Here is a 24,364-nt window from a genome sequence, read left to right as displayed (position 1 = left end):
TTTGTTATACCACTTTTACGAGCCTGGCTCTACTTGTACCGATGAAAAAGCCGCCTGTTTCCAGGCGGCTTTGGCGGTAATTCATGACTGAATGCGTCAGGTCAATTTTGTGGAGCAGGTTCGTTGAGCGATTCGCCTGAAGGCGTATCATTCGCTGGTTTGTTTTGCAGTACGGTCCAGATGACCAGAGCGCCCAGCAGGTCGAATACAGCCAGCACGGCAAACAGCGGGCTAAAACCAATGGTGTCGGCCAGTGCGCCAACCACCAGCGCAAACAGCGTACTCGCCATCCAGGCGGACATCCCGGTCAGGCCATTTGCTGTCGCCACTTCGTTACGACCAAAGACATCGGAAGAGAGCGTAATCAGTGCGCCGGAAAGCGCCTGGTGAGCAAAGCCGCCAACGCAAAGCAGCGCGATCGCGATATAAGGGCTGGTAAACAGGCCGATCATGCCCGGACCAATCATCAGAAATGCCCCCATAGTGACGACCATTTTACGGGAAACGATCAGATTCACGCCAAACCAGCGTTGGAACAGCGGCGGCAGATAACCCCCAACGATACAGCCCAGGTCGGCAAACAGCATTGGCATCCAGGCGAACATGGCGATCTCTTTCAGGTTAAAGCCGTAAACTTTAAACATGAACAGCGGAATCCATGCGTTGAAGGTACCCCACGCCGGTTCTGCGAGAAAACGCGGCAGTGCAATACCCCAGAACTGGCGGTTACGCAGGATCTGGCCAACGGACATTTTCTTCGCCGCCCCTACCTGGTGCTGTGCTTCCTGACCATTAATGATGTAGTCGCGTTCTTCGTCAGACAGTTTTTTCTGATCGCGAGGGTGTTTGTAAAAAACCAGCCATGACATCGCCCAAATAAAGCTCAGCGCGCCGGAGATAATGAACGCCATTTGCCAGCTGTGCATGACGATCGCCCAGACCACCAACGGTGGCGCTATCATCGCGCCAATTGAGGAACCGACGTTGAAATATCCCACGGCAATGGAACGTTCTTTTGCCGGGAACCATTCAGAACTGGCTTTCAGGCCGGCCGGGATCATCGCCGCTTCAGCGGCGCCGACGGCACCACGGGCCAGGGCCAGACCGCCCCAGCTTCCTGCCAGCGCAGTCGCACCGCAGAAAATAGCCCACAGTACGGCGAACATCGCGTAGCCCACTTTCGTACCGAGTATATCCAGTACGTAGCCCGCGACAGGTTGCATTACGGTATAAGCAGCAGAATAGGCTGCGATGATATAGGAGTACTGTTGGGTGGAGATGTGCAACTCTTCCATCAGCGTTGGCGCCGCGGCGGCGACCGTGTTACGTGTCAGGTAACCCAGCACGGTGCCTAATGTCACCAGTGCGATCATGTACCAACGTAATCCTTTAATTTTACGCATGTAAAACCTCATCGTTTTGTTATTTCCGCAAGGGATGCGGCTATCTTCCTGCTCGGGGCGGAAGATGTTCTTTAACGAAAGGGGGTAACCGTAAAATGAGATACTCCCCGAACTTTGCCATGTAAGTCATCGTGCTAATTCGGTTTCCGTACCGGTTAATTTGATGGCGAACCATCAAAATTTTTATATTAAGTCGGCTTATATATCGCGACGGCAAGAAGATAACTTGTCATACAGCTTTAAAAGGTGAGTGACATCACAAAAGTATGAATCTTAGTAGGGACATTATTTTGATTCCGCCAGGCCAGTCGTGGTGCGGTGTGGAGGGCAGTTTGCTCCGTTGCGGGGAATTTAATTGTTTAGGTTTATTGATCTATCTCACGAAAATATCTTCAGCGCCGGTAAATTGGTGTGATAACTTTGCAGCATCTAAACATAAGCAATCTGACGCACTCGTTGAGAGGAAGACGATAAATGACTCCGTTTATGACTGAAGATTTTCTGCTGGACACCGAATTTGCCCGACGTCTGTACCATGATTACGCGAAAGACCAGCCCATCTTCGACTACCACTGCCATCTGCCGCCGCAGCAAATCGCTGAAAACCACCGTTTTAACAACCTGTATGACATCTGGCTAAAAGGCGATCACTACAAGTGGCGTGCTATGCGTACCAACGGCGTCGCTGAACGCCTGTGTACCGGCGACGCCTCCGATCGTGAGAAGTTTGATGCCTGGGCGGCGACCGTTCCGCATACTATCGGCAACCCGTTATACCACTGGACGCACCTCGAGCTGCGTCGTCCGTTTGGCATCACTGGCAAACTGCTTTCTCCGTCTACCGCTAACGAAATCTGGAACCAGTGCAACGAACTGCTGGCGCAGGATCAATTTTCCGCGCGCGGCATCATGCAGCAGATGAACGTGAAAATGGTCGGTACCACCGATGACCCGATCGACACTCTGGAGCACCATGCAACGGTTGCGAAAGACAGGACCTTCTCCATCAAAGTGCTGCCGAGCTGGCGTCCGGATAAAGCCTTCAACATTGAGCAGGCCACTTTTAACGATTACATGGCGAAGCTGGGTGAAGTCTCCGATACTGATATTCGTTGTTTCACTGACCTGCAAACCGCACTGACCAAACGCCTGGATCACTTCGCTGCACACGGTTGTAAAGTCTCCGACCACGCGCTGGACGTCGTGATGTTCGCTGACGCGAGCGAAGCGGAGCTGGACAGCATCCTGGCACGTCGCCTGGCCGGTGAAACCCTGAGCGAGCACGAAGTGGCGCAGTTTAAAACGGCCGTACTGGTGTTCCTCGGTGCAGAATACGCACGTCGCGAGTGGGTACAGCAGTACCACATTGGCGCGCTGCGTAATAACAACCAGCGTCAGTTCAAACTGTTGGGCGCAGATGTCGGTTTTGACTCCATCAATGACCGTCCGATGGCGGAAGAACTTTCTAAGCTGCTGAGCAAACAGAACGAGCAGAACCTGCTGCCGAAAACCATCCTCTACTGTCTGAACCCGCGCGATAACGAAGTGCTGGGCACGATGATCGGTAACTTCCAGGGCGAAGGAATGCCGGGCAAAATGCAGTTCGGTTCCGGCTGGTGGTTCAACGACCAGAAAGACGGCATGGAACGTCAGATGACCCAACTGGCGCAGCTTGGCCTGTTGAGCCGCTTTGTCGGCATGCTGACCGACAGCCGCAGCTTCCTGTCTTACACCCGTCACGAATATTTCCGTCGCATCCTCTGCCAGATGATTGGCCGCTGGGTAGCGGCTGGCGAAGCGCCGGCGGATATCCAACTGTTGGGTGAGATGGTGCGCAATATTTGCTTTAACAATGCACGTGACTACTTCGCTATTGAACTGAACTAAGGTCTGGGGTTGATATGCAATACATCAGGATCCATTCGCTGGATAACGTTGCTGTTGCCCTGGCCGATTTGGCGCAGGGTACAGAAGTCAACATTGATAACCACATCGTGACGCTTTGCCAGGACATTGCCCGCGGCCATAAATTTGCGTTAAGCCGGATCGCAAAAGGCGAAAACGTTATTAAATATGGTCTGCCGATCGGTCATGCGCTGGCGGACATTGCGGTGGGGGAGCATATTCACGCCCACAATACCCGTACTAATCTGAGCGATCTGGACGAGTATCGCTATCAACCCGATTTTCAGGCCGAAGAAGCGCAGCCTGCCGATCGCGATGTGCAGGTCTATCGCCGCGCAAACGGCGAGGTGGGGGTGCGCAACGAATTGTGGATTTTACCGACAGTCGGCTGCGTGAACGGTATTGCACGCCAGATGCAGACTCGTTTCCTGAAGGAGACCAACGACGCCGAAGGTACTGACGGTGTGTTCCTCTTTAGCCATACCTATGGCTGTTCTCAGTTGGGTGACGATCACATCAATACCCGCACTATGCTGCAAAATATGGTGCGTCATCCGAATGCCGGAGCGGTGCTGGTGATTGGTCTGGGGTGTGAAAACAACCAGGTGGATGCCTTCCGCGAAACGCTGGGCGAGTTTGATGCCGATCGCGTTCACTTTATGATCTGCCAGCAGCAGGATGATGAGGTGGAAGCGGGCATTGAGCATCTCCATCAGTTGTATAACGTGATGCGCCACGACAAGCGCGAACCGGGCAAACTGAGCGAACTGAAGTTCGGTCTGGAGTGCGGTGGTTCAGATGGTCTGTCGGGTATCACGGCCAACCCGATGTTAGGACGCTTTTCCGATTACGTGATTGCCAATGGCGGCACGACCGTATTGACAGAAGTGCCGGAAATGTTTGGCGCGGAGCAATTGCTGATGACGCATTGCCGTGATGAAGAGACGTTTGAAAAACTGGTCACTATGGTCAATGACTTCAAACAGTACTTCATTGCCCATGACCAGCCGATTTACGAGAATCCTTCGCCGGGCAACAAAGCGGGCGGTATTACTACGCTTGAGGATAAATCGCTGGGCTGCACCCAGAAAGCGGGTTCCAGCCAGGTGATGGACGTTCTGCGCTACGGTGAGCGTCTTAAAACGCCGGGCCTTAATCTGCTGAGTGCTCCGGGTAATGATGCGGTTGCTACCAGTGCGCTGGCGGGGGCGGGTTGCCACATGGTGCTGTTCAGTACTGGTCGCGGCACGCCATACGGCGGTTTTGTTCCGACAGTGAAAATCGCCACAAACAGCGAACTGGCGGCGAAGAAAAAGCACTGGATCGATTTCGATGCAGGGCAACTGATCCACGGCAAAGCGATGCCGCAACTGCTCGATGAGTTCGTCGATACGATCGTTGATTTTGCCAACGGTAAGCAGACCTGCAATGAGCGTAATGACTTCCGGGAACTGGCGATCTTCAAAAGCGGCGTGACGTTATAAAACGATAGCTTTAAAATTGAAACGGCGTTTCATATAATGAGGCGCCGTTTCTTTTTGCCTGTCTACAGGAACTATCATGACCGCGTATTGGTTGGCTCAGGGCGTTGGGGTCATCGCCTTTCTGATTGGTATTACCACTTTTTTCAACCGCGACGAGCGCCGTTTCAAACTTCAGCTTGCCGTCTATAGCGCCACTATTGGTGTGCATTTCTTTTTGATGGGAGCCATCCCTGCCGGGATGAGCGCAGAACTTAACACCGTACGTACACTCATTTCGATGTATACCCGGCGACTTTGGGTGATGACCGTTTTCATCCTGCTCACGCTGGTTCTTGGTCTGGCGAAACTACAACATGCGATGGAACTGTTGCCTATTGCGGGTACGCTTGCCAGTACCTGGGCGCTGTTTCGCTGCAAAGGGTTAACCGTGCGTTGCGTGATGTGGTGTGCCACAGCCTGCTGGGTCATTCATAACTTCTGGTTGGGATCGATTGGCGGTACGCTTATTGAGGGCAGCTTTTTGGTTTTCAATGGTCTCAATATCATCCGCTTCAGACGCATGCAAAAACGCGGTATTGATCCTTTCAGGATGGAGAATGCGGCGTCGCAGAAAACCCCCTCCGCACGTTGACGGAGGGGGAACAGATTAACCGCGCAGTGCGTTGTTCGCCAGACGTTCGTCTTCAGCCTGGCAGGCTGCTGCGGTGAACAGGACGTCAGTCGACGAGTTCAGCGCCGTTTCGCAGGAGTCCTGCAGTACGCCGATGATGAAGCCGACAGCGACCACTTGCATGGCAATATCGTTAGGGATACCGAACATATTACACGCCAGCGGGATCAGCAGCAGAGAGCCACCCGCCACACCAGATGCACCACATGCACACAGAGAAGCAACCACGCTCAGTAACAGCGCAGTCGGGAGATCCACCGGAACGCCCAGTGTGTGAACCGCAGCCAATGTCAGGACGGTAATGGTGATTGCTGCCCCAGCCATATTGATGGTCGCGCCTAGCGGGATAGAGACAGAGTAGGTATCTCTGTCCAGGTTCAGCTTTTCGCACAACGCCATGTTTACCGGGATATTGGCGGCAGAACTGCGGGTAAAGAAGGCATAGATGCCGCTTTCGCGCAGGCAGGCCATGACCAGCGGATATGGGTTACGGCGAATCTTCCAGAATACCAGCAGCGGGTTAATGACCAGCGCGACCAGCAACATGCAGCCAATCAGCACGACCAGCAGTTGAGCGTAGCCCCAGAGCGTCGCAAAACCGGTCGTGGCAAGCGTGGACGATACCAGACCAAAGATACCGATAGGGGCGAAACGGATAACCAGTTTCACCATGAAAGTCACGGCGTTCGCCATGTCATTAACGAGATTTTTTGTCGTCTCATTACCGTGGCGAAACGCAAAGCCCAAACCCACGGCCCAGACCAGAATACCAATGTAGTTAGCATTGAGCAGGGCATCAATAGGGTTGGTAACCATGCTCATCAGCAGGCCGCGTAACACTTCTACAATTCCAGAGGGCGGTACGATATCGCCTGCGCCAGTGGTTAAATGCAGCGTTGATGGAAATGCAAAACTGAACACGACCGCTGCCAGGGCAGCAGAAAATGTTCCCAGCAAGTACAGGAACAGAATCGGACGGATATTGGTTTTCTGACCTTGTTGATGATTGGCAATAGACGCCATAACCAGCGTTAGCACCAGTACAGGAGCTACGGCCTTCAGGGCGCCAACAAACAGCGTTCCCAGCAGGCCCGACGCTTCTGCAGCAGGTTTAGACACCAGCGCCAGCAAAACGCCGAGCACCAAACCTATGAGGATTTGTTTTACGAGACTACCTTGCGACAGGCGCACGAGCAGGCCTGAAGTTGATGACTTCATGGAGATTTCCTTAAGTGATATTGCGTCCACCCTGGAACGTACTCTTTGTTACGTTTATGCCCGGATGTAATAAATGTTTGCCTGTGTGAGTATAAGGAAAGATGCGTTCTGGGGAAGCGTAAAATGCTGAAATTTACGTGCTGCATCATATTTTTTAACTATTTGTTTACGCATTGCCAGGGGGCGCTACGTTTACCGGCCTGCGAAACACGTATTTGTTGGCCCGACAGGCATGCTGCCGGGCCTGGGGAGATTACTGCGCTTGCTGTTTCTTATCGTTTTGATGGTTTACCCATGCGTTAACGAGCAGCGTCACGGTCAGGATCCCAAACACCACACCTAACGAGATGGCGATAGGAATATGATAGAAGTCGACAATCAGCATCTTAATACCAATGAACACGAGGATGACCGACAAACCATATTTGAGCATTGAGAAGCGCTCCGCGACCCCTGCCAGCAGGAAGTACATCGCACGCAGACCCAGAATAGCGAACAGGTTAGAGGTCAGCACAATGAACGGATCGGTCGTGACGGCAAAGATAGCCGGGATACTGTCGACGGCGAAAATGACGTCGCTCAGTTCAACCAGAATCAGCACCAGCATCAGCGGTGTCACGAACAACAGGCCGTTCTTACGCACGAAGAAATGTTCATTCTCGATAGTATCGGTCATGCGCAGATGCCCACGCAGCCAGCGGACCACCGGTCTGTCGCCGATGCCGGACGCATCTTCTTTCGCCAGCGCCATTTTTACACCGGTAAACAGCAGGAAGGCGCCGAACACATACAGCAACCACTCGAACTGTGTGATCAGCCAGCTTCCGGCAAAGATCATGATGGTACGCAGCACGATCGCACCCAGTACGCCATAGACCAGCACCCGACGCTGCAACGCAGGTGGGACAGAGAAGTAGCTGAACAGCATCAGCCAGACAAAGACGTTATCCACCGCCAGCGATTTTTCGATCAAATAACCGGTCAGAAACGCCAGCGCTTGCGGATCGGCAACCGCACGTCCCTGCGTTTGAACCAGATACCACCAGAATACAGCGTTAAACAATAATGAGAGTGTTACCCAGACCAGGGACCAGATCGCCGCCTGCTTCATCGACATCGTGTGTGCGCCACGACGCCCCTGAAGCAGAAGATCAATAGCCAGCATAATCACCACAACGACAGTGAATCCGCCCCATAACAACGGTGTGCCGACAGTATTCATAAAATTTCCTTACACATAAAAAAACGGCCAACGTCAGAAGACGCCAGCCGTTGCTTTTTATATGCATAGACCTCGCCTTCCGGCAAGGTCTCACTTACAACAAAACAGGAATACGACGACGCATTCCTGTTTTGTTGCCCGGTGACCGGATGTGGTTTTTCACACATCGTAATGACGATCCACCGGCAATGAAGTTACTCCCCTTTGCAGGTTACAAAATATGACAGGCCATGCTGTCAGTCAATGGCCTGTTACATCTGTTTTACATTGATTTACGCAATGGCTGCCGGGTTTTGATTATCCGCCGGGAATACCACTCCCGTCTGGCGACGAATTTCCGTTTGCAGTTTCGCGGTCATGCGGCTGACTTCCAGAGCGGGATGGTTCACCTCATGCGTTTCAATCAAATGCGCAAAGGTCTCTGCTTCATAGAGCATAGTATTAATATGCTGAGGCACCGTAAGATCCTGCGTTTTGCCGCCGCGTGGGATAAAGCAGACTTTCTGACACTCGGCGATTTTCTCAATCACCAGAGAACCGGCTTCCCCCTGAATTTCGCTGGCCAGTACAGAGTCGCTGACCTTAGAGTGCTGCAAGGTCACGCTGAAATCACCGTAATTCAGCACCACGACGCCGTGGGCATCAACGCCGCTTTCCAGCAGGCTGGCAGAAGCCTGCACGCCCTGAGGTTCGCCCCAGAGGGCGACGGCAGACGCCAGGCAATAAAAGCCGATATCCATGATCGAGCCATTTGAAAACGCCGGATTAAAGGTGTTGGGGTTTTCACCGTCCAGATAACGCTGGTAACGCGAGGAGTACTGGCAGTAATTGATAAACGCCTTACGTATTTTCCCCACCTTCGGCAAGGCTTGTTGCAACAGCTGGAAATTGGGCAGGCTGGCCGTTTTAAAGGCTTCAAAGAGCACGACCTGATTTTCGCGGGCGCAGGCGATAGCCGCTTCAACCTCAGCCAGATTCGATGCCAGCGGCTTCTCGCAGATCACATGTTTTTGGTGGCTGAGAAAGAGCCGGGTCTGGGGAAAATGCAGTGAGTTTGGGCTGGCAATATAGACCGCGTCAATCGCCTCGCTTTGCGCCATGGCGTCCAGCGAGGTAAACAGATGTTCGACGGGATAGTCGTTAGCGAAAGCTTGTGCCTGCTCGAGGCTGCGGGAATAGACTGCGGTTAACTTATATTTGCCGGTTTCATGAGCGGCATCGACAAACTGGCGGGTGATCCAGTTTGTGCCAATAACAGCGAAACGTATCATAAACGCCTTCAGGCTCCATAAAGGGATTCTTGCGCCAATGTATCACGCCTTTATGGCAAAGCCAGTGCGCGATTACGCAGTTTCCTTTAACGAAAGCTGCGTCAGCCACAGGCGGGTATCAAACTCAAGCTGGTGATACTGCGGCTCCATATAACAACACAACTGGTAGAACGCTTTGTTGTGCTCTTTCTCTTTGAGATGCGCCAGTTCATGGACGACGATCATCCTCAGGAACGGCTCCGGCGCGTTGCGAAAAACCGTGGCGACGCGGATCTCCGCTTTTGCTTTCAGCTTACCGCCCTGGACGCGTGAAACGGCGGTATGCAGGCCGAGAGCGTTATTCAGGACGTGGATCTTATTGTCATACATCACTTTATTGATCGGCGGCGCATTACGCAGAAACTGATTTTTCAGATCCTGGGTGTACTGCCAGAGCGCTTTGTCGGTCGCGAAGTTGTGTGTGCCTAGATACCGTTTTTCAAGAACGCTGCCCAGCCGCTCTTCGGCAATTAAAGTGCGTACCTGGGAAAGCAAGTTCTCCGGATAGCCCTGCAGATAACTAAGATTACTCATCAACACTCCATACACTTCATCCTTCAAGCTGCCTGTGCGTTGGCTGCGTTCGTTCACCCCAGTTACTTACTTATGTAAGCTCCTGGGGATTCTCTCTCTTGCCAACTTCATGCAACTTGAATGATTTTGTATATAAAAAAGGTATACTCACGCACCCTTTTCAGGGATAACGCCGAAATTTTACCACTCAGGAGGGCCGATGAGCCACTTAGACAACGGTTTCCGTTCACTGACACTTAAACGTTTCCCGGAGACGGACGACGTTAACCCGCTGCTGGCGTGGGAAGCGGCGGATGAATATCTGCTGCAGCAGTTGGACGATACGGTGATTAGCGGCCCGGTTCTGATCCTGAATGATACCTTCGGTGCATTGGGTTGCGCGCTGGCCGAACATACTCCTTACAGCATCGGTGATTCTTATCTGAGCGAACTCGCCACGCGCGAAAACCTGCGCCATAACGACATCGCCGAATCCAGCGTCAAATTTCTCGACAGCACGGCGGACTATCCGCCAGCACCGGGTGTGGTGCTGATCAAAGTGCCTAAAACGCTGGCCCTGCTTGAGCAGCAACTGCGCGCGTTGCGCAAGGTCGTGACGCCGCAAACCCGTATTATCGCCGGGGCGAAAGCGCGTGATATTCACACTTCCACGTTGGACCTTTTTGAGAAGGTACTCGGTCCAGCCACCACCACCCTGGCGTGGAAAAAAGCGCGGTTGATCAACTGTACCTTCAGCGAACCTGCGCTTGCCGAGACGCCGCAGACGCTGAGCTGGAAGCTTGAAGGCACCGACTGGACGATTCACAACCATGCGAATGTCTTTTCACGTACCGGTCTGGATATTGGCGCCCGTTTCTTTATTGAGCATCTGCCCGACAATCTGGAAGGGGAGATCGTGGATCTCGGATGCGGCAACGGGGTGATTGGTCTGACGTTGCTGGAGAAGAATCCACAGGCGAGCGTGGTGTTTGTTGATGAATCGCCGATGGCCGTAGCGTCCAGCCGTCTGAACGTGGAAACCAACATGCCGGAAGCGTTGGATCGCTGCGAATTTATGATTAATAACGCGCTCTCTGGCGTAGAGCCATTCCGCTTTAACGCGGTGCTGTGCAACCCGCCGTTCCATCAGAAGCATGCGCTGACCGATAACATCGCCTGGGAGATGTTCCATCACGCGCGTCGTTGTCTGAAGATCAACGGCGAGCTGTATATTGTGGCGAACCGTCACCTGGATTACTTCCACAAGCTGAAGAAGATTTTTGGTAACTGCGCCACTATCGCGACCAACAATAAATTTGTGGTGCTCAAAGCGGTGAAGCTGGGACGTCGCCGCTAAACGTGTATGCCCGATAAGCGCAGCGCCATCGGGCAACAGGTTATATCGCCAGCGCTAAACGGGTGCCCTGGGCAATGGCTCTGCGGGCATCCAGTTCCATTGCCACATCGCATCCGCCAATCAAATGCACCACTTTGCCTGCCGCATGCAACGGATCGGCCAGATCGCGTTTCGGCTCCTGCCCGGCGCAAATGACCACGTTGTCCACGGCCAGGAGTTGCGGCTCGCCGTTGAGCAACACGTGTAACCCTTCATCGTCGATCTTCTGATAGCTGACCGCCGGGATCATTTTTACCCCGCGAGAGAGCAGGGTCGCGCGGTGGATCCACCCCGTTGTTTTCCCCAGACCCTGGCCGGGCTTACTGGCCTTGCGTTGCAGCATCACAATATGTCGCGGACTGCGTGATAAATGCGGGCCTTCCGGGCGCAGGCCGCCCGCTTGTTGCAGGCTGGTGTCGATACCCCACTCCACGCAAAACTCGGCAATATTCTGGCTGGTGGGGTCGCCTGGTTGGCTAAGGTACATGGCGGTATCAAAACCGATCCCGCCGCAACCAATAATGGCGACGCGCTTGCCGACCGGGGCTTTGTCGCGCAAGACGTCAAGATAAGTCAGCACTTTCGGATGATCGATCCCGGCGATCGGTGGCATGCGCGGTTCGATTCCGCTGGCGAGGATCACTTCATCAAAGGACTGAAGGCAGTCAGCGCTTACGAAATGATTCAGTTTCAGCGTGACGCCCGTGACGTCGATCATCCGGCGGTAATAGCGCAGCGTTTCATAAAATTCTTCTTTGCCGGGGATCTGTTTGGCGATGTTGAATTGCCCGCCGATCTCGGCGTTGGCATCAAACAGGGTGACATGATGACCGCGCGCGGCGGCGTTGATCGCAAAAGCAAGACCGGCAGGCCCGGCACCGACTACGGCCAGATTTTTCTTCACCACAGCTGGCAAGATAGGCATCTTCGTTTCGTGGCAGGCGCGTGGGTTTACCAGGCATGACGTGACTTTGCCAACGAAGATCTGATCCAGGCACGCCTGGTTACAACCAATGCAGGTGTTGATCTCATCGGCACGTCCGGACTGCGCTTTTGAAAGCAGTTCGGCATCGGCGAGGAACGGACGCGCCATCGACACCATATCGGCATCGCCACGGGCCAGAATATCGTCGGCCACCTGCGGATCGTTGATGCGGTTGGTGGTGACCAGTGGGATTGTCACATGGCCTTTCAGCTTGCGGGTTACCCAGCTAAACGCACCGCGCGGGACCGGTGTGGCGATAGTGGGGATGCGGGCTTCATGCCAGCCGATGCCCGTGTTAATGAGCGTTGCGCCTGCGGCTTCTATGGCCTGCGCCAGCTGTACGGTTTCCTCAAAGGTGCCGCCGTTTTCCACCAAATCCAGCATCGACAGGCGATAGATAATGATGAAATCGTTGCCGACGCGTTGGCGTACTGCCCGCACAACTTCTACGGCAAAACGCATACGGTTAGCATAGTCGCCGCCCCATTGATCCTGGCGTTGGTTGGTGCGTAGGGTGAGAAATTCGTTAATCAGATACCCTTCAGAACCCATCACCTCGACGCCATCGTATCCCGCTTCGCGTGCCAGTTGGGCGCAGCGCGCGAAGTCGTCAATCAGTTGCAGGATCTCGTCATGCTTAAGCTCATGAGGCGTAAAGCGGTTAATTGGCGCCTGTAGCGCAGAGGGCGCTACCAGATGCGGTTGGTAGCTGTAGCGCCCGGTGTGCAGGATCTGAAGGGCGATTTTTCCCCCTTCATCATGAACGGCATCGGTGATTACGCGATGGTGCGGCAATTGCCTTGCGTCATTCAGCGTTGCGCCGCCTTCCATTCCCACGCCAGAGAGCGCAGGGGCGATCCCGCCGCTGACAATCAGCGCGACGCCATGCTTTGCACGCTCGGCGTAGAAGGCCGCCAGACGTTCTGCACCGTCGGGATACTCCTCAAGGCCGGTATGCATTGAACCCATTAGCACGCGGTTTTTAAGCTGGGTGAAACCCAGGTCTAGTGGGGCGAACAGCGACGGATAGCTCATAAGGGTGTCCAGTATGTAAAATTATTGTTATGTGGTCGGATGAGTTCTAATTTAGCTGTCGGCGCGCAAAAGGGAAAAGAGGAATGTAATGATTGTGATGGGATTCAAAAAAGAAGCTCCCCCCGAAGGGAGAGCAAACCGGAGATGGTGCTTTTTTAGTGTTATGTCGTTACTGAATGTTTGAAGCAGGGGCGGCTTCGATTTCTTGCTCTTCTTTGGTTAACCCTTTTATGTACCTGCTGTATTTCCACCAGGCAAAGCCGAGGAAGATAACAATGCCACCCACGTTATAAAAAATAATGGTCATGATATTCCCGCCGGTCGGGAATGTAGAGGCGATAAATCCGACGGTAAATAGCGCAATCAGCATGGAAACCACAATAATACCGGTGCGTTGTGACCCCATGCGGAAGTCGCGCGGTAAATGATCCAGTTTTGCCCGCAAATTTAGATAAGCCAGCATAATAAACAGCGGAGGCAGCATGGAGGCTGCGGCCGTCATATTAATGATGGTGTTCATCAGATCCTGAACGGTATTGGAGCCGAGCATCGGGATAATCATCAGTGGAATAACGATCAGATACTGAATCCAGGCGGCGCGCGCCGGTACGCCGTTTTCATTCAGCTCAACGGTTTTCTTGCCGAAAATACCTTCCGGGATCTCAGAGAAGAAAATTTTCACTGGCGTTGCGGTCCACATCAGCAAAGAACCGAACATCGCGGTAAAGGAGACCAGACCAACAAAACGATTAACGATGAGCTCCGGCAGACCGAAATAAGCGGCCAGGCCGTGGAATACCTGCACAGAGCCGCCGGTAAATTTCAGCTCTTTGCTGCTGACAAAGACGTTAATCAGTACCGAGGAAATGGAATACAGTACGCCAATAAAGATCCCGGCAATGATGATCACTTTGACAAACGATTTCGAACCGCCTTTGACGTCGTTAACGTAAACGGCAACGGATTCTGCGCCGCCTGCCGCCATGAAGATCCAGGTGGTAATACCGAGGAATGCCCAGTTGAAATTCGGGATCATCGCATCAACGGTAATCGGATCGGCAGGCTGGACGCCGCCAACCAGCGCGGTGCCCGCCAGTAAAATGTAAGACAGGGTGAGCAGCAGCATCAGCGTGGAGGTGACTGACGTGATGGGCCCCAGCATTTTTGCCCCGTTGGTGGAGACCCAGGTCGAGAAGGCGAACAACACCATACTCAGGACGGTGGTCGCCACCGGCGTCAGAATATATTCGTAGCCGAGAAACGCATAAGAGGCATAAGCAATAACGCGCGGCAGTAGCGAAGTGAAAAAGAACAGGTTGACGAACCAGTAGGTGTAGGCGGTAATAAATGCCCAGCGACCGCCCAGCGAACTTTTTACCCACGCATAGACCCCTGCCTCTGAATTTTTATTCAGCGAGACAAATTCCGCGATGATTAAGCAGAAGGGAATAAAATAGAAAATCGTCGCCAGGAAAAACATCGGCGCGGACGCCAGCCCAAGCTCAATATTATTATTGATGACGTTATTGAAACTATAAACAGCAGCAAACGTGAGTGACAGTAAACCGAATTTACCGATTGTATTACGTTTGGTATCAGACATAACACATCTCCGAACATTTGTAGGGTTGGGCGATGCCATTCTGACATCGCCCGTTTTTTTATTTGTTATGGAAGTAACCGTCTTCGATGGTTACTCTGAGTACGACTTTCTTGACGGCGTTATTGCAAATAAAGCGGTAAGCCTCATGGTTATCACAAATAACGATTTGACCTTCATGCACTTCAACGGTTTTTCCGCACCCTTTCAGATATTCGCGATCGGTTTCATCACGGTAATATTCAACAATTTGTAATTCATCCTTGGGCGCAAATTCAATTTTTTGCTGTCCCTGTAAATAATAATGCACGTCGAAATAACGGCGATGCCCGGTAAATAGCGCATCGGTCGCTGAATCCGTTTCCACGCGATAACTGAGTGAATCGCCGATGGAATGAGCGACACCGGGTCGAATGTTATCAATATTTTCGATCGCTTCGACGCAGCGCTGCCATTTCCGACCGGAGGCGTAGATCTGTCGGAACTGTTCTAAGTTATCGAGGATTCTCATTTTTCATTCTCGCTGTGCAAATTCGTGGAAAAGAAACCCGTGCCGAAGGCGTGGCAAGCGTAGGTCTGAGCGGTGGTTTCTCCGCCAGATACCGGCAGCAGTGTGAAACCGTAGCGGAAAGGTCTGAACCAGACGCGCCAGCTATCAAGCACTTCGCTTCCCCAGGAGTTAGAACCAAGCCCGAGCACCTGGTGGTCCAGATTCAGCGTGATGTCATCGCGACGCTGTAGCTCATTACAATGCTGTGCGTAATGAATATCCTCTGGTGTGTAGTGCCAGGCGCTAAAGTTGATCGGCTGTTGCGGTACAACCAACAGACCATTGCCGTGACGGTTCGTTAGCGCAGCCCAGCGCACATGCTGACGGTTGCCGTTATTTTGCGGGAAGGGATAGTCCTCGAACATCTCATCCACGGTGGAACGCCAGATGTCGATGATATTGGCCTGCTGGCTGTCGGCGTAGTTTTCACCCGGACCGCGACCATAGTAAGCGACCTGGTCGAGCGCGCCGTTGATGCCTAAAGTGAAACCGATGCACGGAATAATGTGCGGATACTCGCCGTAACGCTCGCCCGAAAGCTCAACGTTTACCTGACCGTCCGCCGCAATGCGCCAGCGATAGGTGCAGCGCATCCCGAAATCAAACACTGGCGGCGCGATGAGGGTATGGCTGGTGATAAGAATTGCGTCGTCAGCCTGTTCAATGGCGAAATCGCGCAGATGCTCCTGCATGATCTGCAGATGGTTTGGCTGCCAGAGACCTTCAAATTCCTGTTTGTGGTTATCAATCATCGGTTTGAAGAAGTTAATCTTCGGCTCGCGGGTGATCAGCTCCTCACCGTTTACCTGCCAGGAGGTGGGTTTTCCGCTCAGTTTTGAGAAGGTCAGCGCGAAGTTAACACCACTAACGGTACAGTGCTGGCGATCTTCTTCCAGGGTCAGAGGACGCGCATTTTTCTGGCTGAACGGCACCGGTGCGGCGGTGCGAGCCTTCAGCGGGAACTGGTAAGTGGCGATGTGATGCCCGGCGTCGCTGTACAGTGTACGAGAATCTTTCGTCACGGTGATATTGAGGAACGCTTCGCGTGCATCCAGCGTCGGCAGGGCGCATGTCACGATTGTGTCACTGTTTGGCGCGATACCGTGCAGTTTGATGCTCTGCGTGGAGAGCGTTTCGCCTTCTGCGCGAACGTCAATGTGCAGGGTGTAATTGTCGAGCGTGGTAAACCACAGCTTGTTTTCCACTCGCAGTTCGCCGCGCGCCAGATCCACCGCGTGAACTTTCACCGGCGCGATGACCTGTTTGTACTCTTTCAGACCTGGCCCCGGTGTTTGATCGGAGTAAATCAGACCATCGAGACAGAAGTTGTAGTTGTTTGGGTAATCGCCGTAATCGCCGCCGAATTTGTACCAGACATTACCGTTGTCATCTTTTGCCTGAATGCCGTGGTCGCACCATTCCCAGACATAGTGACCCTGGATGCAGTCATGCTGGTAAAACACGTTCTGATACTCCGTCAGCCCGCCGGGACCGTTGCCCATTGCGTGGGCGTATTCGCAGATAATGCGCGGCTTGGGATGAGGGTACTCACCAAATTCGTTCATCAGTGGCACACGGGTGTACATGGTGGAGATGATATCGACCACTTCCGCGTCGCGATCTTCTTCGTAATGAATCAGTCGAGTGTCGTCCAACGCTTTGGCGGCGTGGTACATGGCGCGGATATTACAGCCATATCCGGACTCGTTACCGAGTGACCAGATGATGATAGAAGGATGGTTTTTCTGCGCGTGAACGTGACGCACAATGCGCTCGACATACACATGTTCCCACGCGGGATCGTCGGTGATCTGGCTGATATTGCCGACGTTGGCAAATCCATGCGATTCAACATCGGTTTCCGCCATCACAAACAGGCCATAGATATCGCACAGCTCGTAAAAACGGGGATCGTTAGGGTAGTGCGCGGTACGTACCGAGTTGATGTTGTGCTGCTTCATTAACAGCAGATCTTTTTCGACGCGATCCATCCCGACCGCGCGGCCTTTGAGATGATCATTATCGTGACGGTTGACGCCGTGCAGCATCACATAGCGGTTATTGATGTAAAACAGCCCGTCGCGGACTTTAATATCGCGGAACCCGACACGCTGTGGCACCACTTCCAGGATATTACCGTTGACGTCTTTCAGCACCATCACCAGATGGTAGAGATATGGAGACTCGGCGGACCACTGTTGCGGCGCGTTCACGTCAATCGCAAAATCAGCGTGGGTAAGCCCGTCTACTTTTAGCGTCTCGATAGCGCCGGTGTGAACGACGCTCTCACCGTCAAACAGCGTATATTCCAGCGAGGTGAGCGCTGGGGCGCAGGCCAGGTTTTCCAGCGTAATCTGGCAGTTCAGGCTGGCGTCGCGGTAGTTGTCGTGAAAATCGGTACGGACGGTAAAATCCTGAATATGGGTCGCATGTTTGCCGACCAGATAAACGTCGCGGAAGATCCCCGCAGACCACCACATATCCTGATCTTCAATATAGGTGGAGTCCGCCCACTGCATGACCCGTACGCACAGCAGGTTGTCGCCTGTCGTGGCGACGGCGCTAATATCGAACTCTGCGGTCAGACGACTGCCTTTGCTGAATCCAACATAATGACCGTTAACGTAGACCTCGAAATAGGTTTCGACACCGTCAAACTTAATAATCGTCTGCTTGTCTTTCCAGCCTTCGCTAAGGGTAAAAATACGCTGGTATGCGCCAGTGGGGTTATCGCTGGGAACATAAGGCACATCGATCGGGAACGGGAAGCCTTCGTCGGTGTACTGGAGTTTGCCGTGGCCTTCCATCTGCCACATGCCGGGAACCGTAATAGACCCCCAGTTATTCATATACTCAGTGGTAAACGCATCCGGCACTTGCAGCGGATGGTCAAAGAATCGGAAGTTCCACTGACCGCTCAACGGCAGAAAGTAGCTACTGGTTTCGCGAACAAAGGTACGAGCCTGGGCAACGGAATCATAAGAAAAAAAGTACGCACGTGGCGCCAGTCGATTTTCGTGGGTGAGCTGAATGTTTTCCCAGCGATTCATAGTGCCTCCCGGTGGAGAAAAATCGGAACCATGCTTGTAGATGGTGAGTAAGTGTTATTGGAAGTAATTTTAGTAAAAGTTTTACTAAAATATAGCAGTAAAAACGATTAACTTTAACTTGATCACAAAACCAGCGTGTAAGCGGGTGTGGGGTGAATGAAAATGCGCGCCCGGCGGCTGAGCGCCCGGGCGGGAGAAAAGGGGGATTAGTGGGTGGTGCCGCGCAGCTTTAACTTGCTGGGAACGAAGACCAAAAGCGGGAGCGCGCGCCCGTCGCGGGCTTTTTCATACAGCAGGTTGACGCCCTGGCTGCCCATCATTTCAGAATGAATCCGCACGGTGGAAAGCGGAGGAAAGGTAAACCGTGCGGTTGGGATGTCGTTTACGCTGATCAGCGAAATGTCGCGGGGAATCTCCAGTCCACGTTCATGGATGGCACGCAGCACGCCAATGGCGATAGAGTCGGAGGCGACAAACAGCGCGCTGGGGAAATCCTCTTTGGCCAGCATCTGTTTTGCCAGCTTATAACCCGATGAGCTGGAGAAACCGCCGCGCCAGATATCCTCTTCACGGACAACCTTCTTCAGGCGGCCATATTCCACAAATGCCGCTTCGCGGATATCCGCTTTGCCGGGTTCATCTTCTCCGCCAATAAAGCCGATACGATTCATGCCCTGCGCGATGAAAAAGTCGATGATTTCTTTGCTAATTCGTGCCAGATCGATATCAATGGCGTCATATTCACTGCCGGATTCATGAAAGTCGATAAAGCAGATATTGTCAGTTAACGCGGTCGCCGCGTCGCGCAGTTCGGTAGACGGTTTACCGACGATCAAAATGCCGGTGATGTTCCTGATTTCTGGCAATCCGCTGTGCTCATAGCAGTTGGTCAGCTCGATCCCGAGTTTTTCGCATTGCGTTTCAATCCCGTGGCGGATCGCGAGATAGTAAGGATCGTTGATCTCCAGCTCTTGCTGATAGCTGTAGATCGCCAGAATATGCTGCAGACTCACCGTGGCGGACTGGCTCTTACGGGCACTGCTGGTTTTGTACTCCAGCTTCTCCGCAGCCTCCAGAATGCGATGTTTGGTCTCTTCTTTGACATTCAGCGTGGGGTCATCGTTTAAAACCCGCGACACGGTCGCCAGGGATACGCCAGCTTCGAGTGCAATATCTTTAAGTGTTGCCATAATTACCTTTTTCGACTTTCCCCTGAGTAGCGTTTTCATTGTAAAGGAAGCGCTTATCTATTCATCTGTTTTCAGTAAATAAAGCGTGTTTATTTGACTCTCTCAGGGTAAATCCTCGCTTTCAGAGTGTGATAAGCGTGTCATTTTCCCTTTTTGCAGTGCCGCGAAAGGAAAATGTTTTGCTATGATTTAGTAAATTTTTACTAATGGAGGGAAAATGGATACTGTTGCATTTGAAGAGTTCGCCCGACTGGAAATGCGTGTTGGAAAAATTGTTCAGGTTAAGCGCCATGAAAACGCCGATAAGCTTTATATCGTTCAGGTCGATGTCGGCGGGCGGACGTTGCAAACCGTCACCAGCCTGGTGCCTTACTACAGTGAAGAAGAACTGGTAGGGAAAACGGTGGTGGTGCTGTGTAATCTCGCCAGGGCGAAAATGCGCGGCGAAACCTCGGAGTGCATGTTGCTCTGCGCCGAAACCGACGATGGTAGCGAAAGCGTCCTGTTAACGCCGGAACGCGTGATGCCCGCCGGTGTGCGGATTGTGTGAGTGGTGTGATCAGGCCGGATGGCGAGACTAACGTATCTTACCCGGCCTACGGTGTGGTGCATTCGTAAACCGGGTAAGAACGCCGCCGCCATCCGGCATCTGTCACACTTGCTCCACGCTGACTCGCATTGCTGCCAACGCCTTGCGAGTCGCTTTTAGTACCAGTTCACACTGTTCAATGGTCAGCGTGAGCGGGGGTTCAATACGAATCGTTTTCGCGTTGTTGAGCGTACCGGCAACCAGCACACGCTGGCGGAACATCTCGCTGGCAAAGTTGTAGCCGATCTCGTTATCGACAAACTCAATCGCCATCAGCATCCCTTTCCCGCGCGCTTCCTGAATGAGATCCGGATATTCCCGGCCCAACTGGCGGAAACCGTCCAGCAGGATGTCGCCTTTCTGTTCCGCCTGAGCCGGTAAATTCTGCTCCAGCAGCACGTTGATGGTGGCCAACGCCGCCGCACAGGCCAGCGGGTTACCGCCAAACGTCGTGGTATGCAGGAAGGGGTTGTCGAACAACACCGAGAACACTTCTTCGGTTGCGATAGTGGCGCCAATCGGCATCACACCGCCACCCAGCGCTTTTGCCAGGCACAGAATGTCGGGTTGCACATTCTCATGCTCACAGGCGAACATTTTGCCCGTGCGTCCCATACCGGTCTGCACTTCATCCAGAATCATCAACGCGCCAAATTCATCGCAGAGTTTACGCACGGCGGTCAGATAACCCGGTGGCGGCAGGATCACCCCACCTTCGCCCTGGATCGGTTCCAGAATGACAGCAGCCACATCGTCACCGGTTTTTTTACACTCGCTAAGCGCGGTACGCATGGCCTCAACGTTACCAAAAGGCACATGACGGAACCCCGGAAGCAGCGGCATAAACGGTTTACGGAAGGTGGATTTTGCCGTGGCGGAAAGCGCGCCCAGCGATTTTCCGTGAAACGCGCCGCTGGTGGCGATGAAAGTATATTTACCACGCGGTGACTGATACGCCTTCGCCAGTTTCAGCGCGGCTTCTACAGATTCGGTTCCACTGTTACAGAAGAAGCTGTATTTCAGTTTACCGGGCGCCAGTGCGGCGAGTGTTTTCGCCAGCATGGCTCGAAGCGGGTCAAGTAATTCCTGACTATGCAAAGGTTGTTTCGCGAGCTGATTCTGTACGGCGGAAACCACAACTGGATTACGGTGCCCCACGTTGAAAATTCCAAAACCACCCAGGCAATCAACAAACTCCTGTCCCTGAGTGTCGACAAGCGTATTCAGACCTCCTGCTTGCCACTCTACGGCTCCGTAATCCCCGCCAGCAGTCACCGATTTTCGGTACTCTAAAAACCCCGGATTGACATGCTCTTTGAAATATTCAATCACCTCTCGGTTCAGTGCTTTCATTTCCTCATGATCAAGCGTTTGCTTCTCGATGAGATTCAGTGCGTGCGCGCTGCAGGCTAACGCCGAGGCGCTGGAAGGTAACCTGTTCAAAATGTGCTCCCGGGGATCGCGTATCACATGATACCGATTTAAGTATTGCAGGGATTGCGCCATCCCGAAGGCGTTTACGAAAATCGGGATAAACACCAGGAATAATCGCATTTACGCAACATTTAATCTTATTTGTTAACAATCGAGACGGCATAACCGACTTTATGTACGCAGATGCGTCCATTTTTACCCGCAAAATGCCCCGAAAAAGTGCAAAAAATGCCCAAAACCAGGGCGGAGGATTCAGTACGGCTTGATAGTTACGCAATGAAAGTAATTTAAATCAATGGATTAGATTGCATACAAATATTGAGGTTTAATCGCAAATTGCGATCTAAATCAATTTTAACAACTAAAGATAAATCGATTAGCGCCGAAATAACATCTGACAGAAAAGTTAACACCAAAATAACCTGCATAGGACGCGATCATGTCTTCTCATCTCTACGTCAGCCAGAAAAGTATTCCGCTGGACGACGATACGACCCTCATGTCCACGACTGACCTACACAGCTATATCACGCATGCGAATGACACCTTCGTGCAGGTGAGCGGCTATTCGTTGAGCGAACTCCAGGCGCAGCCGCATAACCTTGTGCGTCATCCTGATATGCCGAAAGCGGCATTCGCGGATATGTGGTACACCCTGCAACAAGGGGAACCGTGGAGCGGCATCGTGAAGAATCGCTGCAAGAATGGCGATCACTATTGGATCCGCGCCAATGCGGTGCCGATGGTTCGCGAGGGTAAAGTGACCGGGTATATGTCCATTCGTATCCGGGCGACGGAAGATGAAATTGCGGCGGTTGAGCCGTTGTATCAGGCCCTGAACGAAGGGCGATGCCGTAAACGCCTCCACAAAGGGCTGGTGGTGCGTAAGGGCTGGTTAGGTAAACTTCCGGCACTTCCTATTCGCTGGCGGGTACGTTGTGTGATGGCGTTCATCTTCGCTGTCCTGACGGCGAGCCTGATGCTGCAAAATGCCTCCGTTACGTCGATGATGATCAGCGCGCTGGTCATGCTGTTGGGGACGGCGATGTTTGAGTGGCAAATTGTGCGTCCGATTGAAAATGTGGCCCGTCAGGCATTGAAGGTGGCGACAGGGGATCGTAACAGTGTGACGCATCTGAATCGCAGCGACGAGTTGGGCTTGACGCTGCGGGCTGTGGGTCAGCTTGGATTGATGTGCCGCTGGCTTATCAATGATGTCTCAAGTCAGGTCTCCAGCGTCAGAAATGGCAGTGAAACGCTGGCGAAAGGGAATGATGATCTGAACAAACACACCCGCCAGACGGTGGAAAATGTGCAGCAAACGGTAACCACCATGAATCAGATGGCGGAGTCGGTGAAGAAAAATACCGCCACGGCATCGGCTGCCGACAAACTTTCCATCGCGGCCAGCGGTGCGGCGACTCAGGGTGGGGAAGCGATGGAGACCGTCATCAAAACGATGGATGACATTGCTGACAGCACGCAGCGGATCGGCACGATCACCGCCCTCATTAACGACATCGCGTTTCAGACCAACATTCTGGCACTGAATGCCGCCGTCGAAGCCGCGCGAGCAGGCGAACAGGGCAAAGGTTTTGCCGTCGTTGCAGGGGAGGTTCGCCACCTAGCCAGCCGAAGCGCCAGCGCGGCAAATGATATTCGTAAGCTAATTGATGCCAGTGCTTCCCGGGTGCAGTCTGGTTCAGAGCAGGTTCATGCGGCGGGGCGAACGATGGATGACATTGTGGCGCAGGTGCAAAATGTGACCCAGCTCATCGCCCAAATCAGTCATTCGACGCTGGAACAGTCGGACGGGCTTTCCAGCCTGACGCTGGCGGTGGATGAGTTGAACAACATCACGCATAAGAATGCCGAACTGGTGGAGGAAAGCGCGAGAGTTTCAGCAATGGTGAAACACCGCGCCAGCCGTCTGGAAGATGCCGTCACGGTTCTGCACTGAGTCCGCGTCCCTGAAGCGGTTTCTCTCGCCTCCAAAGGGAGGCGGGGGCAGGGACGCGAATACACAGCCCGTTTAATCGAGCTGGGTGATGTCCAGCGCTGCGCGGTCAATCACGCCGATGATTTTTTTGATCTGTGCTTCACTGATATCAGCCTGATTTACCCGCAGATCCAGCACGGCTTTGAAGTTATCCAGCGCCCGCTTCATCTGCGGGTTTTTACGTAATTCGAAGCCCACACAACGTGCTTTTACGCGTTCCTGAATGCGTGCGAGTTGTTCATTGTTTTCATCCAGCCACTGTTGTCCTGTCTGGGTGATGGCTATCTTCTTTCGGCCGCCTTCTTCTTCGCTGATACTGATAAATTCCTGATCTTGCAGGAAATCCAGTGTTGGATAAATCACGCCAGGACTGGGGGTGTAGTTACCCTGTGTCAGCGTTTCAATGGCTTTGATGAGCTCGTAGCCGTGACTCGCGTCGCGGGTCAGGATATCCATAATCACCAGACGTAACTCGCCGTGACCGAAAAATCGCTGGCGACGCCCGCCTCCACCCCGACCGTGGCGATGCCCGCAGCCATGTTCATGGCCGTGATGCCCTTCGCCTTTACAGCAGCCCTCTTGTTGATGCTCGTGATGGCAACCTTCGTGCTGATGTCCTTCGTTTTTACAGCAGCCCTCTTGTTGATGCTCGTGATGGCAGCCTTCGTGCGGATGTCCTTCGCCTTTACAGCAGCCCTCATGTTGATGCTCGTTATGGCAGCCTTCGTGTGGATGTCCTTCGCCTTTACAGCAACCCTCATGTAGGTGTCGCATGATTCATCTCCTTACGTTGTTTAGATATATCTAATTT

General features: G+C 53.0%; 18 protein-coding genes. 6 read left to right on the top strand and 12 right to left on the bottom strand.

Annotated features, from left to right (window positions below):
- Positions 1–101 precede the first annotated feature (101 nt).
- Positions 102–1,403, bottom strand: a complete 1,302-nt coding sequence (locus tag NNO04_RS15485; protein WP_271445442.1) for an MFS transporter — start codon at positions 1,401–1,403, stop codon at positions 102–104.
- Between the two features lie 474 nt (positions 1,404–1,877).
- On the opposite strand from NNO04_RS15485, the gene uxaC reads away from it, so the two are divergent.
- From uxaC to NNO04_RS15470, 3 genes are all read left to right on the top strand, one after another.
- The gene (gene uxaC, locus NNO04_RS15480; protein ID WP_271445441.1) at positions 1,878–3,290 is read left to right on the top strand and encodes a glucuronate isomerase; all 1,413 of its coding nucleotides are present in this window, start codon (positions 1,878–1,880) and stop codon (positions 3,288–3,290) included.
- Positions 3,291–3,304: 14 nt separating this feature from the next.
- A complete protein-coding gene (locus NNO04_RS15475) occupies positions 3,305–4,792 on the top strand; it encodes a UxaA family hydrolase (protein WP_271445440.1) in 1,488 nt (495 codons plus the stop codon).
- Between the two features lie 76 nt (positions 4,793–4,868).
- A complete protein-coding gene (locus NNO04_RS15470; RefSeq protein WP_271445439.1) occupies positions 4,869–5,423 on the top strand; it encodes a YgjV family protein in 555 nt (184 codons plus the stop codon).
- Between the two features lie 15 nt (positions 5,424–5,438).
- Here the strand turns inward: NNO04_RS15470 and sstT are convergent, their stop codons facing one another.
- The 4 genes from sstT to NNO04_RS15450 all read right to left on the bottom strand — a co-directional run bounded on the left by sstT (position 5,439) and on the right by NNO04_RS15450 (position 9,746).
- On the bottom strand, positions 5,439–6,680 hold the full coding sequence (gene sstT / locus NNO04_RS15465) for a serine/threonine transporter SstT (RefSeq protein ID WP_271445438.1): 1,242 nt from the start codon (positions 6,678–6,680) through the stop codon (positions 5,439–5,441).
- Between the two features lie 253 nt (positions 6,681–6,933).
- The gene (locus NNO04_RS15460) at positions 6,934–7,902 is read right to left on the bottom strand and encodes a TerC family protein (protein ID WP_271445437.1); all 969 of its coding nucleotides are present in this window, start codon (positions 7,900–7,902) and stop codon (positions 6,934–6,936) included.
- Positions 7,903–8,174: 272 nt separating this feature from the next.
- A complete protein-coding gene (locus NNO04_RS15455; RefSeq protein ID WP_271445436.1) occupies positions 8,175–9,173 on the bottom strand; it encodes a Gfo/Idh/MocA family protein in 999 nt (332 codons plus the stop codon).
- 72 nt (positions 9,174–9,245) lie between these two features.
- Positions 9,246–9,746 (bottom strand): M48 metallopeptidase family protein, encoded by a 501-nt coding sequence (locus NNO04_RS15450; RefSeq protein WP_271445435.1) that lies wholly within the window; start codon positions 9,744–9,746, stop codon positions 9,246–9,248.
- A 199-nt stretch (positions 9,747–9,945) separates the two neighbouring features.
- Here NNO04_RS15450 and rlmG point away from each other — a divergent pair, with 199 nt between their 5' ends.
- Complete coding sequence (gene rlmG, locus NNO04_RS15445) at positions 9,946–11,082, top strand: 23S rRNA (guanine(1835)-N(2))-methyltransferase RlmG (protein WP_271445434.1); 1,137 nt, start codon at positions 9,946–9,948, stop codon at positions 11,080–11,082.
- Positions 11,083–11,122: 40 nt separating this feature from the next.
- Here the strand turns inward: rlmG and NNO04_RS15440 are convergent, their stop codons facing one another.
- From NNO04_RS15440 to ebgR, 5 genes are all read right to left on the bottom strand, one after another.
- On the bottom strand, positions 11,123–13,141 hold the full coding sequence (locus NNO04_RS15440; RefSeq protein WP_271445433.1) for an NADPH-dependent 2,4-dienoyl-CoA reductase: 2,019 nt from the start codon (positions 13,139–13,141) through the stop codon (positions 11,123–11,125).
- 169 nt (positions 13,142–13,310) lie between these two features.
- Complete coding sequence (locus NNO04_RS15435) at positions 13,311–14,744, bottom strand: amino acid permease (RefSeq protein ID WP_162379439.1); 1,434 nt, start codon at positions 14,742–14,744, stop codon at positions 13,311–13,313.
- A 58-nt stretch (positions 14,745–14,802) separates the two neighbouring features.
- Positions 14,803–15,252, bottom strand: a complete 450-nt coding sequence (locus tag NNO04_RS15430) for a beta-galactosidase subunit beta (RefSeq protein WP_162379440.1) — start codon at positions 15,250–15,252, stop codon at positions 14,803–14,805.
- A complete protein-coding gene (gene ebgA / locus NNO04_RS15425; RefSeq protein ID WP_271445432.1) occupies positions 15,249–18,341 on the bottom strand; it encodes a beta-galactosidase subunit alpha in 3,093 nt (1,030 codons plus the stop codon). Before ebgA ends, NNO04_RS15430 begins: the two co-directional genes overlap by 4 nt.
- 206 nt (positions 18,342–18,547) lie before the next feature.
- Positions 18,548–19,531 (bottom strand): transcriptional regulator EbgR, encoded by a 984-nt coding sequence (ebgR, locus tag NNO04_RS15420; protein WP_271445431.1) that lies wholly within the window; start codon positions 19,529–19,531, stop codon positions 18,548–18,550.
- Positions 19,532–19,748: 217 nt separating this feature from the next.
- Here ebgR and NNO04_RS15415 point away from each other — a divergent pair, with 217 nt between their 5' ends.
- A complete protein-coding gene (locus tag NNO04_RS15415) occupies positions 19,749–20,081 on the top strand; it encodes a tRNA-binding protein (protein WP_271445430.1) in 333 nt (110 codons plus the stop codon).
- Between the two features lie 102 nt (positions 20,082–20,183).
- On the opposite strand, the gene ygjG is transcribed toward NNO04_RS15415, so the two are convergent.
- Positions 20,184–21,563 carry a putrescine aminotransferase gene (ygjG, locus tag NNO04_RS15410; RefSeq protein WP_271445429.1) on the bottom strand — a complete coding sequence of 460 codons (1,380 nt, stop codon included), beginning with the start codon at positions 21,561–21,563 and terminating at the stop codon, positions 20,184–20,186.
- A 430-nt stretch (positions 21,564–21,993) separates the two neighbouring features.
- Between ygjG and NNO04_RS15405 the strand changes: the two genes are divergently transcribed.
- A complete protein-coding gene (locus NNO04_RS15405; RefSeq protein WP_271445428.1) occupies positions 21,994–23,514 on the top strand; it encodes a methyl-accepting chemotaxis protein in 1,521 nt (506 codons plus the stop codon).
- A gap of 72 nt (positions 23,515–23,586) precedes the next feature.
- Here NNO04_RS15405 and NNO04_RS15400 read toward each other — a convergent pair whose 3' ends face one another.
- The gene (locus tag NNO04_RS15400) at positions 23,587–24,327 is read right to left on the bottom strand and encodes a helix-turn-helix transcriptional regulator (protein ID WP_271445427.1); all 741 of its coding nucleotides are present in this window, start codon (positions 24,325–24,327) and stop codon (positions 23,587–23,589) included.
- Positions 24,328–24,364: the final 37 nt, after the last annotated feature.

This window comes from Citrobacter sp. Awk 4 (assembly GCF_028069725.1).
Taxonomy (GTDB): Bacteria; Pseudomonadota; Gammaproteobacteria; order Enterobacterales; family Enterobacteriaceae; genus Citrobacter_D.
Note: the sequence above shows the minus strand (reverse complement) of the source record. Positions and strands in the feature narration are given on the sequence as shown.